Below are 16,378 nucleotides of genomic sequence, written 5' to 3'. Positions count from 1 at the left end.
TTTCTTAATCTTGATAATTTTTTACAACAGCATAATCACCAATATACGGTTCATCAATACCATTAATTTTTTGATAAGGGTCTTCACCTTTACCAGCAACTATGACAATATCACTTTCACCTGCTTCTTTGATAGCCGCATTTATTGCTTGAATACGGTCCATTTCAAAATGCACTTCAAGGTTTTCGTTAGTAATATTTTGAGCAATTTCCTTGGCAATCGCCAGCGGTGATTCATATTGTGGATCATCAGCTGTTAAATAAACAACATCAGCAAGCTCAGACACTACTTTACCAAAATCCGCCCGCCGTGATACACCTTTATTACCAGGAGAGCCAATAACAACCAATACTCTGCCTTCAGGATACTGTGTTTGAGCAAAACTAAGCAGTGCGTGCATTGACGCATAGTTATGTGCATAGTCGACAAACGCAACACCATGTCCTGCAATTGGTAAACTTAGCATTCGACCAGGTATAAACACAACATCTAAACCATGAACCATACTTTTGTGTTTTGCACCAGCAAATGACGACATAATCAAAGCAGCCATGGCATTTGATTCATTAAAGTCACCAGGCAAATTTAAGCGATAATTGCCAGTCAGTTCTTCCAAATCACTGGGTGCAACAACTAACCGACTTTCATGAATCGCACTTTCTTTTGAAACATAAGTGTAATGACCGCCATTACCAGTTGTACTGTAGGTATATATCTTATCATGCGTTTGACGAGCATGTGCAATGATATCGGCCAGATGATCAGTTTGAGCATTAATAATCACTTGGTCTGAATGGTCAAAGAGCATCATTTTATGCGCTAGGTAATCTTGAAACGTGGGATGTTCATTAGGACCAATGTGATCTGGAGAAATATTCAAAAAAGCGCCAACATTATATCGTAAGCCATAAACCCGTTGTTTTAAATAAGCTTGAGAACTGACTTCCATAATTAAATGTGTCATCCCATTATCTACCGCTCTACGCATGTCTTTAAACAATTCATATGATTCTGGCGTTGTCAAATCTGATTTTTTCTTATCTGCTGGTTTAGGACCAGTAATCCGATCAACTGTAGAAAATAACGCGGTATGATTTTGAGTAGCATCTTTTAAAATATTGTAAGCCATATATGCTGCAGTGGTTTTCCCTTTTGTTCCTGTGAACGCACCAATCCACAAAAGGTTTTGTGGGTCATCAAAGAAAGCCATTGACAGGATAGATAAAGCCTTTTGAACATCGGTTACTTGCCATTGCGGTATGTCTACAGCTAATAAATCAGCTGTAATCAGACCTGTTATGCCAGTTGCTGATTGCAAGTATTCTATTCGAAATGCCCCTTTAACAACAAATAAAGTATTTTTTTTAACTTGACGTGTGTCATAGTGCAAAAAATCAAAAGTCAGATCAATATCTGGTTTTGATATTAATAAATCATGCTCTGTTAATAACTGTTCAATTGTTTTACTGGTGAGTTTCATAGTATTATTATACAAAAAAGTTGCAACGCTGTGGGAATAAATTTACAGTGTCTACCAAACTAGCAAAAAAAACAACATTTTAAATAAAATGTTGTTTTTTTGCTCAACTTGAAAGATCAGACGCTTATCCCATTGATATACGAAAATACCACTTTAGTCCATTAGACATTGCGCACTAATTTCAATGCATTAGCAGCAGCCATATCTTCACTCGCTGCACTATTATCTCGATATATATGCTCATCTGAGGCAACTGTTGCGTAGACTTTTGCTAATTCACGGTTTAATATGTCACGTACTTCGTTAGTGGCATGCGTTTCCATTAACATTTGTCGTAATGCCGATGCATGCGCAAAACCTCGTAGATAGATTTTAAAGTATCGTTTCAAAGCTTCAAAATGCTTAGGCACAACATTTTTATTGACGTCATCAAATAAGTCCAATTGCAATCTCAATAGTGCAATTGACTCTTCCAATGTATGTTGTTGCGGTATTTTTTCAAAAGCGTACGGATTCTCAAATACACCACGCCCAATCATGATACCATCTACACCAGGATGCTCTTTTACAAGACGTATTCCCGCTTCGCGAGTTTTAATGTCACCATTTATTTGGATTAAAGTTTTAGGTGCTAATTCGTCACGCATAGACAATATTTCATCTATATACTCGACATGCGCCGGCGCTTTTGACATCTCTTTTCGTGACCGTAAATGAATTGTTAACACAGCCACCTGCTCACGTAGGATAATTGGTAACCATTCGCGAAACTCTTCAGCCTTGTAAAAACCTAAACGTGTTTTAACAGATACTGGCAGACCGGAAGTTTTAGCTGCAGTTATGATTTCTCTTGCTAATTCTGGATGACGAATTAAATCTGAACCAGAACTATTTTTAATCACTGTGTTATCTGGACAACCCATGTTGATATCAACGGCATGATAACCCATTGTTGCTAGAATTTTAGCAGATCCTGCTATTTCAGCTGGCCTTGAACCCCATATTTGTGCTACTGGTTGTGTTTCATCTTCAGCGACAGCCAAACGACCTTGAACAGAAAATTTAGCTTGTGGATGAACCATTGAACTAGCATTAGTAAACTCAGTATAGTAGACATCTGGTGCCCCAGCTTGCGCTATGACACGTCGGAAAACTGTGTCTGTCACTGCTTCCATTGGTGCCATACTAAAAAATGGCTGTTTATCAAGGCTATTATGCCCGGCTTGCGCTGTTTGAACAACATTATCCCAGAAAGTATTTTGAGGAGACTCTAAAGTCATATACATTCTCCTTGTTTTTTGTAAGTAAATAAACCATAACATATTTTTATTATTTTCGCATACTATTAAGACAACTAAAAATAAAAAAATTAGATTCTATAGTCCGCTTGTATTGCGCTCAATGTATAAAAAGAACCTGTAACAACAATCAAAGCTTGAGAAGATTCACGCACACGCATTGCAAGTGAGATAGCTGCAGAAGCATCGCTTGCAATTTCAACATCAATATTTGGATAATCTGCAAGTAATTCTGCAGCCAATTCTTCTGCCGACAAAGCACGCGTTTTATTACTTGGTGTAATTGTAATAATACGTTGTACAATGGGAACAATTGTGTCCAACATACCATGATAATCTTTATCTTTTAACACACCCAAAATCAAAGTTGGTTTAATTTTTAAGTGCCAAGCATTAATTGCCGACACCAAAGCAGTAACACCGTCAACATTATGAGCGGCATCAAACAAAATATTTGAATCCTTATGATAATCCATGCGACCTAATAGATGTACATTGGTTAAACCTTCACGTGTTTTGTCCTGTTCAAATTTATATCCCATCTCTTCTAGTGCTGTTTTTACTTTTAACACAATACTAAAATTATGAACCTGAAATGCCCCCGGCATACTTAAAAAATACCCAGGTGTGCCATTAATAATCAGATCCAAACCCAAAAGCGTTGTTTTGGCAATAATTATTTGATCTGGCTGATATTCACACCATTTAGCATTTACGGCTGCTGTACGCGCTTTTAATACTTGACGAACCGCTAATTCTTGTCCTGGATAATCTATCACCCATGTTCCTTGTTTGATAATGGCTGCCTTATTTTCAGCTATTTCCGTTAAATTACGTCCTATTAAACCTTGATGATCAATACTAACTTTTGTAAACACTGTTAATAATGGTGATGCAATCGCATTTGTTGCATCACGAAGACCACCTAAACCAGCCTCAAATAAAACAAAGTCAACTTGATGGTCAGCAAAATAAAGTAACGAGATGACAGTAAAATATTCAAAATAAGATAGATGATTGGCTGTAACACCATGTAATTTAAAACATGTGACTAATTTTTCATAATAAACAATAAATTCACTTTTCGTAATCATGACGTCATCGATACAAATTTGTTCACGTGACGATATGATAAATGGACTCGAAAAATGACCATAAGAATAACCATTTGCTTTTAAAATCGATCCCAACATCGCACCTGTGGACGTTTTACCATTTGTTCCAGCAATATGTATTATCTTTAACTTCTCATCAGGGTGTTCCAACCATTCTAGTACTTCGCGCACAATTTTTACACGCGAATCGTCAAGAGGATGCCATGTATTATCTAAACTTTTCAGGATGCTTTTATAACGTGCTGATATATGTGCTTCACGTTTCTCTACTAACTTTGCCATTTTCTTCTCCAAACAAGTAAAACACCATCATTCAATTAGGACTTTCCGTTGGAAAATCGCTAAAAATAGCCGTAACACCCCATCTTTTTAGACGATCAAAAGTGGTTCGTTCATTAACCGTCCACACATTGACACCAAAATTATTTTTGATAAGATATTTAGTTTGTTCCTGTGTCAAGTATGTTACATCAGGATGAATGTATGTTGCACCAACCAAATTAGCAAGAGCAACGCAATTGTCAGGTAACTTGTCTTCAAAAAGTAATCCTATTTCAATTTGAGGCATTAATTGATGAAATTTTGCCAATAAATCCACATCAAAACTGGAAACAATCATTTTGCTTTCTGTAGTAACATGACTTAAAGCCTGATGAACACGTGTTAAATAGTCAGTTTGTCTTTTGCCCTTTAATTCAGTTTTCAATTCAAAATTAACATTGAGATGATGCTTGTTGATAAAATCAATCAACCAACTAAGTGTTACTATTTTTTCATCTCCGTATGCGTTACTAAACCATTGACCAAAATCAATTTCTTGTAGTTCAGCCAATGTCATATCATTAATGAATCCCTGGCTATCCGATGTACGATCAACTTTGTCATCATGAATTAAAACTAATTCACCATCAGATGTCATATCAATATCAGTTTCAAGCCACTTTGCCCCCACCTCTATCATTTTTTCAAATGCCGCACGCGTATTTTCTGGTGCTTGCGCTGAAATACCACGGTGTGCTATCTTTTTCATAAAATAATATCCCCTCATTGATTTACAAAAACTAATTTTACCACTACTTAACTTATATTTATTTTGATTTATGTTTCTAATTTCACAGCTAATAACCTTTTTCAAGATTAACAACATTGTGTTCAATTATGCCTTGTGAAACGAAAGACGGTACGTTTAGTTCAAACAAATGAAAAAGGCCACCAGTACGTCCGGCATTAACATGTTCACCCCAACTCGTATGTTGTGTAATTAATACCTGTGGCCGCTCAAATAACGGATGATTTTTTGGTAAAGGTTCAGGTGTTGTCACATCAAGTGCTGCGTATTTTACTCGCGAATCATCAATAGCTGAAAGTAAGTCATTTTGATTTAAAGTCGTGCCACGACCAATATTAATAAATAAGTATAGCTGATTAACTTGCTCAAAAAATTGGTTATCAAAAAAGTTTTCAGTATGCTTTGTACCTGGCAATCCATCAACAACGACACGTGATTTTACCAAAGCCTCTTGATAATTTGACATTGAATACACTGCATCAAATCCTGGAACATCATGTCCCGTCGTATTGACACCATACACTGTACCCCCAAATGCTTTGATATGTGCAGCAATCTGTTGTCCAATTTTTCCTGTACCAAAAACTAAAACAGGTAATTCATTAATTAAATATTGATTTGTAAAAGGTTCCCAATGGTGTCGCGTGGCATAAACATTAAGGCCACGTGAGAAATATAAAATATAACTTAAAACCGTTTGTGCAATAGGTGTCGCTTTCAAACCGCTGGCATTTGTGACAATAATATGGCGCTCCTTTAATTGCGCTAAAGGTAAGTAATCAACACCAGCAGATTGCGCTTGAATCCATTTCAATTTCGAATTTGGATCACTCAAAATTTTTTCACCAATATCATTATCCCAAGCATAACTAATTACAATTTTGGGAATTTGTTCATCAGTAATTGTATCTGGCGTTACAACAGTAATACCATTTTGGGATAAAAATTCACGATTCGAGGCGTTAATTGCTTTAACAGCTAAAAGTAACATATATTAGCTCCAATCTATTTTCTATCATTATAGCAAATCATTATACAATTGACACAAGATGAATTTTTAATGAAAGTATTGACATTTTTTCATGTAGATGCCATAATACTATTTATTAACTCAAAGGAAATTATGTCAATGCACATGTTAAGTTCATACAACTTCACAAAAAATGTCAAGATCAACGTAGTCATTATTATTTGACTTTCCGCTGGTCTGTTTTTGCACACCAGTCGGAAAGTTACTTCGACTGGCGTCCAAAATGTTGGCATTTAACATTTTCAGGAGACGCTAGAATTCTAGCGTCTCTTTTTCTTTTGAGTTTTTAAATTCACAGTATCGTAACATACTACTGACTTTGTAATATGTATTGCAAGGCGAACACGGAGGAAATCATCATGAGCACAACTACACCATCAGAGTCTGAAAGCAACATGACATTAATGGACAAAAAGGAACAACCACGCACTACACGTGAGGTCGTTTTCGATGTCTCAACAGGCATCTCAAATGCTATTCTTGCAGTGCTAGGTATGGGACTGCTACTAGCATCACTAGGTAATATACTTCATTATACACCGCTTGTACAAGCAGGATTAATGGGACAAAAAATGCTCGCCCCCGCTCTTGGTGTCGGTATTGCGATTATGATGCGATCAAATATTTTAACAACAGGAGCCGCACTTATTTCCGCAACAGTTGGCTCAAACGCTGTTTATTTCACATCGGCTGTTTCACCAGCAACCCACACTGCAACAGGTTGGGTTGCTGATCAAGCTGCAGGCTCTCTGGTTTTGACATCTGGTCAACCTGTATCTGCAGTTTTAGCAGCATTGCTTGCCGTATTTGTTGGTAATTGGTTAACCGGCAAAACACCACTAGATATGATATTGGTGCCCTTCGGTGCAACATTAGCTGGTACATTTTTTGGACTAGGCACAGCTGCAGTTACAACACCGTTTCTAAATTGGGTTTCAGAATCATTGGCATCAACAATGAGCGTTAACCCATTTCTTGGTGCATTTGTTGTTTCAGTCGTATGGTTCCTATTCCTAATGACACCCGCTTCGTCTGCTGCATTGGCAATTGCTGTTATGTTAGACCCACTATCTGGTGGTGCTGCATTAGTTGGTACTACTGCTGGATTTGTTGTTTATACAGCAATGGGATGGACACAAAATAATCTTGGTGCTAACTTTGCCCAAACAATCGTTACACCAAAAGTACAATTTCCTAATTTACTTAAAAGTCCGTTACTAATGGTTGGCCCAGCAGTTATTGCTGGATTGTCAGCAATGGTTGCTGTTGGTGTATTCCATTTGAAGGTACCATTTGCGATAGCTGGATTAGGTTTGAATGGCTTTATTGCACCACTAACCCTCGCCGCAACAGATCCACGTGGCTTGGTACTAGTAGCTGTATTCGGTGTTGTTATTCCAGTTGTAAGCAGTATGGTCATGTACTATTTCCTTAAAAAAGCTGGCAAAACAAAGGTAAACGATTTACATTTAGACGTTGTTTAATTATAATTTAAGCGTTATAGTATAATTATTATATTTTGATAAGAAAGAAGAATATTTATGACACAAGAAAAAGTAAAACCCTCAGATTTTAACTGGTCCGAACTTGGATTTGAATACCATGATTTGCCATATCGTTTCCGTGCTTACTATAAAGACGGTCAGTGGAACGAAGGTGGACTAGAAACTGACTCAAATATCCCCGTAAACGAAGCTGCAACCGGCCTACACTATGGTCAAAATATTTTTGAAGGCTTGAAGGTTTATGGTCGTAAGGATGGTGGCGCTAACTTTTTCAGACCAGATCGTAATGCCAAACGCCTACAAACATCAGCTAATCGTCTGATGTTGGCTCCAGTACCTGAAGAACTATTTCTTCGTGGCTTGAGAGAAGTAACAAAGGCAAACAAAGATTTCATCCCACCATATGGCACAGGTGCTACACTTTATCTTCGACCATTTGAGTTTGGTGGCGGACCAGTTGTTGGTGTACATCCAGCTGATAACTATGTTTTTGAGGTTTATGCAACGCCTGTCGGTGCATATTATAAGGGTGGCTTAACACCAACTGCTTATGTAACAAATCAATATGATCGTGCAGCTCATGGCGGTACTGGCGCAGCTAAAGCCGGTGGTAATTATGGTGCATCTATGCTTGCTGGTGATGAAGCACATGCGGCAGGATATTCTGATGTTGTGTATTTAGATCCACGTTTGCATGAAAACATTGAAGAGCTAGGCTCAGCCAATTTCTTTGGTATTACAAAAGATGGTCGTTTCCTTACACCAAAATCACCATCTATTTTGCCTTCAGTTACCAAATATTCTCTTCTTCAAGTTGCTGAAGAATTGGGACTTAAAGCCGAAGAAACAACTATTTCAATAAATGATCTTGATCAATTCTCTGAAGCTGGCGCTATGGGGACAGCAGCTGTGATTTCTCCAGTTGGTTCAATCACACACAATGGTAATAAACATGTCTTTTATTCAGAAACTGAAGTTGGCCCATGGACACAAAAATTATATGATCGTTTAACTGCTATTCAATACGGGGACGAAAAAGGACCTGAAGGTTGGGCAGTCGACGTACCACTTGATTAATTCATAATTCTTCTTTCTAAAACGATTTAAGCGTTGACGCCTATACTAGTTTTTGTTATACTAATATAGTTGTCTGGTACTTATCAGACATCACTGACCATGGCTCGTTGGTCAAGTGGCTAAGACGCTGCCCTTTCACGGCGGAATCGAGAGTTCGATTCTCTCACGAGCTATATCAAGTCGCAACTTCGGTTGCGGCTTTTTATGTTCACAAAAATAGCAATCAACTATAAAGTTTGATTGCTATTTTTGTTTAATAACAAATGGCCGCTTACTTGGCTTTTTAGTATTTACTTGCTCTTTTTTAGGTTGTACCGTTGTTTTTGATTTACTGTTGTTTTTGTCCTTTTCAGAATGTTTACGAACATTTTTACGTGGACGCTTGTTATTATTTTTTGGGCGTTCTTCTCGCTCCAACTTTCGCGGATTAACATTTTCTAGAACAAAGTAAGGTGCACCAAAGTTAACATATTCATACAAATAGTCCTGTAGTGCTTCTATCTTATTTTGCCCAGCAACATTTTTTTCATTACGGTAAAAGCCCTTCATTCTTAGCTGTTCTGCTGAAATATCACCCACAATATAATCATATTGCGCCAACAGTGGTGTATATCGTACAGCTAATTTCTCCGTATCAAATGCATTTTTAAAGTTTTCAACCAATTCAAGCGTCAGTTTATCAATTTCTATTTCATCGCCATGCCGCGTAATTTGATACGCCGTTTTACGTTCTTCTTGTTGTAACAATGTTTGTGCTTTTAATGTTTCACGATCCATTCATTCACCTCTCTTTTAAGTCATACCATATTTTTCATGATAATAATCTGCCATTAATTCTCTTAGTAAAATATGCAACTGAATTTTTACTGATGCATCTTGTATAACAGGGAAAAAAGGTATCCACTTATAATGATCAAGCGTTGCAATTTGATAAGTTTGCTGTGCTTCTATTGCTTTACCTTGATAAAATATTTGGCCATCATGTTGTTTAGTGATACCATCAAAACGCATATAACCAAATACTTTACCACGAAAGCCACTTCCCTTCATTGCCAGCGTTGCTAACCATGCCTGCTGTTTGCCTATTTCCTCAAATAATGATGAAAGTTCTGCTCCTGTCAGTGTCATCAACATCGGATTAATTGCATGTGGCATACTTTCTAATAATTCATAACGAGTTAATTGCCCTTGTAGTAAATCCTCAACAAACATGCCAGTCGATAACATTGCAGCGGGTACATCAAAATAGTTTTTTAATGCACGCAAGGCATCATAGCTTTGTTCATCAACACCAATATCGCGAGGTAGTAACGCAACGTGTTGCGCTTCAAGTAGTTGCTGCCCTTTTTTTAGTGAGCCACGAATGATATCATAGTCACGATCATTTTCTGACATCTCATATGTTGGTGTCGTGATGGCTGTTTTGTTGACAAGAATATGATCTGACACGTCCAACTCAATATCACCGACATGATCACCGTAGCGCCCTGCAGCAGCTAATAATGTTCCTTTAACCATTTTACCATGCTCTAACAAATGATGTGTATGTGCGCCAATAATAACATCAATATCATACATTTCACCAATATGTTCATCAGTGGGAAGCCCCAAATGAGATAACAAAATTACTATATCAGATTTCTCTCGCAGAAATGGCAACAATTTATCAATCGTATCATCCACACCCACTGGCTGCCAACCCAGAGAAGGATATGTTAAGTCATATGGTGCTGTCAAACCAAAAATCCCAATTTTAGTTCCTAAATCGGTAGTTATAATTTTATAGTTTTTAGACCATTTGGGATCCTTTTTATCTGGATATTCTTTCAGATTACTTAACAAAACATCGAAATTAGCATGATCGTATAATCGGTTCATATCATCATGCGGCAGCACCAAACCTTCATTATTTCCAATTGTTACTGCATCATAATGCACAGCATTCATGAAATGAATATTACCTTGACCCATGGTAGCGTCTGTCAGTGGGTTTAAACGGTCAATTGCATCCCCAATATCAAACGTATAACTTTGCGTATAATTTCGTTGTTTTTCTAATAAAAATCGCTGAATTCGTGGCCAGTTTTCAAAATGCGAATGCATATCATTTGTATGCATCAAATGTATAGTCTCAGTTGTCATTTAAACCCTTTCTAAACTTGTCACGATTTAATACACCATCATATATATTTAAAAGAATGTGATATTAACTACACAAAAGACGCTACATGTGCAGCGCCTCACTTACCAAACTGATACAAAAATGTTATAAAATCTTGTAAATTAGCCGGGAAAGCATTTAGACCCCAAATTATACGTTCATGACTATCACCTGGGGACTTATACCGAACGCCCCATTCATCATTTAACTTTGAATCAGATTGAGACGGACCAGGATATTCGGGCATCCATGTGTTAATATAACTCATTGATGTTTTTGCAAACTCGTCCCAAACGGCTGTCATATTCACCCAATTTTCGCGATAACGCCAATTAAATGATTCACCATTTTCATTGAAGTGAGGGTTATAAAAGTCAAAATCAACATCCAATATATCTTTGGGTTCCTGGTTTTTTCCAACGTGTTGCCAAAACGCGTGACCTTCATATCGTTTGACATAAACATAGTCAAAACCAGTTACTAGATTTCCACGATAGAATACTAAAAAATCTAATCGGTCTTGTCCCATACTACGCCTCAATGATAATTAAATCTTTGGTAATGCCATCCGTTAGATTTTCGTAGCCATCTTTTGTCACAATAATATCATCTTCAATGCGAACACCACCTAATCCTGATAGATACACACCAGGTTCTATGGTCAAAAGATGTCCCTCTTGTAGTTCATCACTTGAACGTGCACTTAATGCCGGACCTTCATGAATGTCTAAACCGACACCGTGCCCTGTTGAATGATTATACGCCGTTCCGTACCCATGTTCTGTAATGTAATCACGCGCAACACGGTCAACTTCACTACCAGATATGCCAGGCTTCACGACTTCAATGGCATTTTTATTAGCTTGATGAACAATGGCATACACTTCTTTTAACTCATCGCTTATATTTCCCACAGCAATTGTACGTGTGATGTCTGATGTATAACCATCAACATAGTAACCAAAGTCTATTGTAACAACATCCCCGTCTTCTATTACTTTGTCTGTTGCCTCACCATGTGGCAATGCTGAGCGATAACCCGAAGCCACTATTGTGTCAAATGACGCCTTCTCAGCACCATAATGCTTTTGAAGACGATCTAATTCGTTTGCAACTTGTCGCTCAGTTATTCCAGCTTTGATATATGGTAGCAAATCGTTAAAAGCCTTGACTGATGCATTCGCTGCCTTACGCAATGCAGTCAATTCACTGTCATCTTTTACTTCACGAAGCACTTCAATTGCTGCAGGTAAAGCATCAAATGAGATATCAGCGGGCAATAGCTCATCAATATAATCGTAAACATTGTATGGCAAATCAGATTCAAAGGCTAACTTTTTAATTTGAAAGGCGACTACTGTAGCAACTGCCTCTTCATAATATGCACGTGTTATTTTTAAATCAACACCTTCTGGTAACCGTGTTTTATAATCTTCTTCATACCGTGCATCAGTTATTAGTCTGACAGAATCAACACCGACCACTACAACGCCATCACCTGTACCACCATTAAATTCTGTTAAATATTTCATATTTGCGCCTTGATACACAATCAGACCATCAAGGTTGAGCTTTTTAAGTAATTTTTGTAATTTAGATATTCTTAATTCTAGATGTTTAGTCATATCATACACGTCCTTAATTTCATCAATACTCTTATTATATCATAACCTACTGGCTATGATTTCAGCTTCGATTAAAATACTATTTAGTACAAAAAATTGGAGTTAACCCGTTTTCAGAGCAATAAAAAAAGAAGAACAGTGTACTGTTCTTCTTTTTTGCTTACTTTGCAGCAGCTAAAATTTCATTGTACTGTTCACGTGAATAAACAGAAACTTGTCGCTTTTCACGACCTTTACGTTCAAACTTAACAACACCGTCTGCTAGTGCAAATAGTGTATCATCTCCACCCTTTTTAACGTTAACACCTGGATAAATATGTGTGCCACGTTGGCGATAGATGATTGATCCTGCTGTCAAAGCTTGTCCATCAGCAACTTTAGTTCCTAGACGACGACCAGCTGAGTCACGACCGTTGGCTGAAGATCCGCCACCTTTGTGGTGGGCGAACATTTGTAAGTTTTCTTGATTCATCAACATAAGTCTATTTCTCCTTTACAAGTAATGATTACGCGATTGAATCAATCTTCACGCGTGTATATGGTTGGCGGTGGCCTTGCTTAGAATGCATATTCTTCTTGGCCTTATATTTGAAAGTAATTACTTTCTTTTGCTTACCTTGCTTTTCAATAGTTCCAGCAACTTTAGCACCCTCAACAAAAGGCGTACCAACTTTGCCATCAATCAAAACAACTTGATCAAACGTAACTGTTTCACCTACTGCTGCATCTAATTTTTCGACAAAGATTGTGTCGCCTTCAGCGACTTTGTATTGTTTGCCGCCTGTTACAATAATTGCATATGCCATTATTGAATTCTCCTTATACTTAGACTCACCATCCCAGGCGGGTCGGCTCTAGTCCGACGCGTACTTCAACCTGTTCCGAGTGGTTGTAGCTTTGCTAACAACCTAATAATTATAACAAATCTTGTGAGGAACGTCAATATTACTTACTACTATTTATTGTATCGAGCTGAAATCAAATAGATTCAAGCCCGTTTGAGACAAACCTACCGTATTAACACGTATTACCTCTACAAATTCTTGTAACAATCGTGTTTGTTCTATATTCATATTATCCAGTAACCATTTTGCAATCAGCGCCCAAAATCCACCTGTAATAATCTCCCATTGAAACGTTTGCCGACGATACAAATCCTCATCTTCAATGATACCCAACTGTGATTGCATCTGCGTGCGCATATGTGACATGAGTGTTAAAAAGAAAGTTGTGTCCTTATGCAAATTAAGTACTGCATTATAAAACGCTGCACGGTCACTCACCGCCTGAATCATACCTGCGATATGAAAGCTATCTTGAGTATGCTTCACAAATTCTAATACTAACTTATGGTTCACTTCAGAAATAAGATGTTCTTTATTTTGGTAGTACTTGTAAAAAGTTCCTCGTGTCACATCAGCACGTTCAAGTAAAACATTAATTGAAAAATCAGACTGAGCAGTTAATAAAACAATTGCTGTTTCTTCAATATTTTTTTTGGTTCGTACAACACGTGCATCTTCTTTTTTTACCATAATACTCCTACAAATATCTATAATTTCATCTATTATTCTTCATTTTTTTCCCCGATTTTATAAATTGCTGCCTCAATATTTAAGTCAACCTTCATTTGATCTACAATTTCAGCCCGCTGCGCAGAGCTTTTATTCATTGCATTCACAACCATGATAATTATTGTATCGAATTTTTCATGAAATCTTGATGCAACGCTACTATCTATATTATAGTTGCCTTTTTTTGCTACTTGAACAATTGTAATAATACCATCTTTTCCATAAAATGCATTACGCAGAGCTTGCGCATCGCTATTACTTAGATTATTACTGTTTTGTTTGATAATTTGGTTACCAGATTTTTCAATAGCAGTCATTGTTGACGGTTTTTTATAGTCAAAATTATCTAGTGACTTAATAAACGACTTAATGCTTTTACGTGACTGTTCTAAATGGCGATAATCCGTTTTCGGCATTGAAACTCCCGCATATTTCGGCTGTTGATTAAATGTTGCAAAGGCTACTAATAATGCAATGATTATTACGCCTAAGGCGATGAATGCTTTTCTCATATGCTAATTTCCTTATGTTGTCATTATTAATAGTATACTATTAATAACAACTTTTAAAAATAGGTGATTTGCGTATTTGCTATTTTAGTTTTTTATGCTACTATATATAATGTACTGCGTTGGTAGCTCAGCTGGATAGAGCAGCCGGTTTCTACCCGGCAGGTCGAGGGTTCGACTCCCCCTCAACGCATTTTAACCGTTTTATCAACATTGTTGGTAGAGCGGTCTTTTTGTTTGTAAACCTTGGTATTACTGGGTTTACAACTGCTTTTTAATGTAACTCAATGTTATTAAAAGTAACTCTAATTAACTTTTTTGCTACAATTTGCTACAAAATCCAACTAAATCAGAAACCCTTTCAATAGATTCCATATTATTCAAAGTTGCATTAACTCCTATTTTTTATCACTAAGAATCATTGCTAGATTCACGACAATACATACCCAAAAATTATTGTAGATATAAAAACTCTAAACTATTTTTACGAGAATAAAAAACAATCACTTTTGTGACTGTCTACGTATTCACCAATTTTCAGAGGCTATTATTTTTGTAATAAAGTCTGATATTTCAGTAAGTTTTTTATTTTTTGCGAATCCTTCACCTCAATCTCAGCGTCAAACACGATGCCAAAATCATGACTTAGTCTAATGACATCATCTTCAGTTAAATAATCATTTACCTTTTTCATACTTCTAACATAATTTTATTATTAATAATTCACCTTATTCTCCAGCCGTCATCTTAATACCAACAATTGCTACAATCAATAAAGTAACAAAGAACCAAGTTAGCAGTGAAAATTGATCATGAAATAAGATCACGCCAATAATGACCGATCCAACTGCACCAATCCCAGTCCAAATTGGGTACGCAAGACTAAACGGTAAGGTCTTTACAGCTTGTAACAAAAATACCATACTCGTAATGAGTCCAATAATAGTCACAATCACCCAACCGATTTTTGTAAAGCCAACGCTTAACTTCATAGTAGTTGCCCACAATACTTCTGATAAACCTGCAAGTAACAAATAAATCCACGCCATGTCATAAAATCTCCTAATAATTTAAAGTATCAAATTTTCTACACTACTTACAAATCTCACTAGTGCTTTGAATACTCACTTACAAGGTTAACATGGCTTTTCTTACCCTGCAAATTTTGGTTGAAATAAACCGCTACATAGTTATTATGCAATATAATATTATTTAATCTCTTAATATTATATTGCATGCAAAAAACAGCTTACTCTCAGATTGTACCTACAAGACCTAAACCCTATAAATACTACCATGTCGTTCAAACTGTTCGTGAGATGACTGCTAAACGCATTCATCGTACTCGTAGTTTAATCATCAAGCAAACTGTTCCTGGATTGAAAGAAATCCTTGTTCGACATTGTCGAAGTGACTTCGATAACCTAACTCGTTATTAGGACCTCTTCCTAATCTATGTCTATAGTATAACATGCGTATGCGTATAATGCAAGCGCTTACACTATATTTTTAAAATTAAAATATACTGATCTTTGACAATTATAAGTCACTAATTTTTAAAAAGTGTCAGTTTCAATACATACAAGTCCTAATCATCAATAAAAAAAGCACCAACAATCTCCGATTGTTGGTGCTTTTTTTATACTCGTAAAATTATTTTTTGCTATCTTCTTTATAATCTTCAACTGCATCTTTTACAGCGTCCTTAACGTCAGTGAAGGCATCCTTTGCTTTTCCAAGTACACCTTGCGCCTTACCTTCTGCTTCACGTGACTTATCACCGGTAATTTTACCTTCAACTTCTTTGGCCTTACCGACAACCTTGTCCTTGGCACTATCAAACTTTTCTTCAATTGACATATTACTGTCCTCCTTGATTCTTATTTGATGTTACAAGAAAATTTTAACATATTTAAGGTCACTATTCTATGCCTG

18 protein-coding genes, 2 tRNA genes and 1 other annotated feature are annotated in these 16,378 nt (G+C 36.7%); of the genes, 4 read left to right on the top strand and 16 right to left on the bottom strand.

Translation table 11 applies throughout. The annotated features are described in order from the left end of the window. Positions 1 to 4: 4 nt before the first annotated feature. The 5 genes from murE to K5Q13_RS01695 form a co-directional block, all read right to left on the bottom strand. Positions 5 to 1,480, bottom strand: a complete 1,476-nt coding sequence (gene murE / locus K5Q13_RS01715; RefSeq protein WP_220739229.1) for a UDP-N-acetylmuramyl-tripeptide synthetase — start codon at positions 1,478 to 1,480, stop codon at positions 5 to 7. 161 nt (positions 1,481 to 1,641) lie between these two features. Then, a complete protein-coding gene (locus K5Q13_RS01710; protein ID WP_220739227.1) occupies positions 1,642 to 2,760 on the bottom strand; it encodes a tRNA dihydrouridine synthase in 1,119 nt (372 codons plus the stop codon). An 89-nt stretch (positions 2,761 to 2,849) separates the two neighbouring features. Further along, positions 2,850 to 4,175 carry a bifunctional folylpolyglutamate synthase/dihydrofolate synthase gene (locus tag K5Q13_RS01705; protein ID WP_220739225.1) on the bottom strand — a complete coding sequence of 442 codons (1,326 nt, stop codon included), beginning with the start codon at positions 4,173 to 4,175 and terminating at the stop codon, positions 2,850 to 2,852. A gap of 31 nt (positions 4,176 to 4,206) precedes the next feature. Continuing rightward, positions 4,207 to 4,923: a glycerophosphodiester phosphodiesterase family protein gene (locus K5Q13_RS01700; RefSeq protein WP_220739223.1), complete on the bottom strand. Its 717-nt coding sequence runs from the start codon at positions 4,921 to 4,923 to the stop codon at positions 4,207 to 4,209. 88 nt (positions 4,924 to 5,011) lie between these two features. Continuing rightward, the gene (locus K5Q13_RS01695; protein WP_220739221.1) at positions 5,012 to 5,953 is read right to left on the bottom strand and encodes an NAD(P)-dependent oxidoreductase; all 942 of its coding nucleotides are present in this window, start codon (positions 5,951 to 5,953) and stop codon (positions 5,012 to 5,014) included. A 434-nt stretch (positions 5,954 to 6,387) separates the two neighbouring features. Here K5Q13_RS01695 and K5Q13_RS01690 point away from each other — a divergent pair, with 434 nt between their 5' ends. From K5Q13_RS01690 to K5Q13_RS01680, 3 genes are all read left to right on the top strand, one after another. Further along, on the top strand, positions 6,388 to 7,476 hold the full coding sequence (locus K5Q13_RS01690; RefSeq protein WP_373306365.1) for a PTS sugar transporter subunit IIC: 1,089 nt from the start codon (positions 6,388 to 6,390) through the stop codon (positions 7,474 to 7,476). Positions 7,477 to 7,533: 57 nt separating this feature from the next. After that, positions 7,534 to 8,574: a branched-chain amino acid aminotransferase gene (locus tag K5Q13_RS01685; RefSeq protein WP_220739217.1), complete on the top strand. Its 1,041-nt coding sequence runs from the start codon at positions 7,534 to 7,536 to the stop codon at positions 8,572 to 8,574. A 101-nt stretch (positions 8,575 to 8,675) separates the two neighbouring features. Further along, positions 8,676 to 8,747: transfer RNA gene (locus K5Q13_RS01680), tRNA-Glu, on the top strand. 70 nt (positions 8,748 to 8,817) lie between these two features. On the opposite strand, the gene K5Q13_RS01675 is transcribed toward K5Q13_RS01680, so the two are convergent. The 8 genes from K5Q13_RS01675 to K5Q13_RS01640 all read right to left on the bottom strand — a co-directional run bounded on the left by K5Q13_RS01675 (position 8,818) and on the right by K5Q13_RS01640 (position 14,446). After that, positions 8,818 to 9,351: a YutD family protein gene (locus K5Q13_RS01675; RefSeq protein WP_220739215.1), complete on the bottom strand. Its 534-nt coding sequence runs from the start codon at positions 9,349 to 9,351 to the stop codon at positions 8,818 to 8,820. 15 nt (positions 9,352 to 9,366) lie between these two features. Then, the gene (locus K5Q13_RS01670) at positions 9,367 to 10,716 is read right to left on the bottom strand and encodes a bifunctional metallophosphatase/5'-nucleotidase (protein WP_220739213.1); all 1,350 of its coding nucleotides are present in this window, start codon (positions 10,714 to 10,716) and stop codon (positions 9,367 to 9,369) included. Positions 10,717 to 10,814: 98 nt separating this feature from the next. Next, the gene (locus tag K5Q13_RS01665; RefSeq protein ID WP_220739211.1) at positions 10,815 to 11,264 is read right to left on the bottom strand and encodes a hypothetical protein; all 450 of its coding nucleotides are present in this window, start codon (positions 11,262 to 11,264) and stop codon (positions 10,815 to 10,817) included. 1 nt (position 11,265) lies between these two features. After that, positions 11,266 to 12,360 carry a M24 family metallopeptidase gene (locus K5Q13_RS01660; protein WP_220739208.1) on the bottom strand — a complete coding sequence of 365 codons (1,095 nt, stop codon included), beginning with the start codon at positions 12,358 to 12,360 and terminating at the stop codon, positions 11,266 to 11,268. 160 nt (positions 12,361 to 12,520) lie between these two features. Beyond that, positions 12,521 to 12,838 carry a 50S ribosomal protein L27 gene (gene rpmA / locus K5Q13_RS01655; RefSeq protein ID WP_281420464.1) on the bottom strand — a complete coding sequence of 106 codons (318 nt, stop codon included), beginning with the start codon at positions 12,836 to 12,838 and terminating at the stop codon, positions 12,521 to 12,523. Between the two features lie 28 nt (positions 12,839 to 12,866). Continuing rightward, on the bottom strand, positions 12,867 to 13,166 hold the full coding sequence (rplU, locus tag K5Q13_RS01650; protein ID WP_220739206.1) for a 50S ribosomal protein L21: 300 nt from the start codon (positions 13,164 to 13,166) through the stop codon (positions 12,867 to 12,869). Positions 13,167 to 13,177: 11 nt separating this feature from the next. After that, positions 13,178 to 13,261: a sequence feature (ribosomal protein L21 leader region), on the bottom strand. Between the two features lie 58 nt (positions 13,262 to 13,319). Further along, a complete protein-coding gene (locus K5Q13_RS01645; RefSeq protein ID WP_220739204.1) occupies positions 13,320 to 13,895 on the bottom strand; it encodes a TetR/AcrR family transcriptional regulator in 576 nt (191 codons plus the stop codon). A gap of 32 nt (positions 13,896 to 13,927) precedes the next feature. Beyond that, positions 13,928 to 14,446 carry a molecular chaperone gene (locus tag K5Q13_RS01640; RefSeq protein ID WP_220739202.1) on the bottom strand — a complete coding sequence of 173 codons (519 nt, stop codon included), beginning with the start codon at positions 14,444 to 14,446 and terminating at the stop codon, positions 13,928 to 13,930. A gap of 116 nt (positions 14,447 to 14,562) precedes the next feature. Here K5Q13_RS01640 and K5Q13_RS01635 point away from each other — a divergent pair. Then, positions 14,563 to 14,636, top strand: a tRNA-Arg gene (locus tag K5Q13_RS01635). A gap of 354 nt (positions 14,637 to 14,990) precedes the next feature. Here K5Q13_RS01635 and K5Q13_RS01630 read toward each other — a convergent pair. The 3 genes from K5Q13_RS01630 to K5Q13_RS01620 all read right to left on the bottom strand — a co-directional run bounded on the left by K5Q13_RS01630 (position 14,991) and on the right by K5Q13_RS01620 (position 16,303). Beyond that, positions 14,991 to 15,137 (bottom strand): hypothetical protein, encoded by a 147-nt coding sequence (locus K5Q13_RS01630; protein WP_220739200.1) that lies wholly within the window; start codon positions 15,135 to 15,137, stop codon positions 14,991 to 14,993. A gap of 34 nt (positions 15,138 to 15,171) precedes the next feature. Continuing rightward, entirely contained in the window at positions 15,172 to 15,492 is a 321-nt protein-coding gene (locus K5Q13_RS01625; protein WP_220739198.1) for a DMT family transporter, read from the bottom strand. Between the two features lie 604 nt (positions 15,493 to 16,096). Then, positions 16,097 to 16,303 (bottom strand): CsbD family protein, encoded by a 207-nt coding sequence (locus K5Q13_RS01620; RefSeq protein WP_220739196.1) that lies wholly within the window; start codon positions 16,301 to 16,303, stop codon positions 16,097 to 16,099. Between the last annotated feature and the right edge of the window lie 75 nt (positions 16,304 to 16,378).

Source organism: Leuconostoc miyukkimchii (assembly GCF_019656055.1).
GTDB classification, from domain to species: Bacteria; Bacillota; Bacilli; order Lactobacillales; family Lactobacillaceae; genus Leuconostoc; species Leuconostoc miyukkimchii.
The sequence above is the reverse complement of the archived record's forward strand: the minus strand, read 5'-3'. Positions and strand labels throughout refer to the sequence as shown.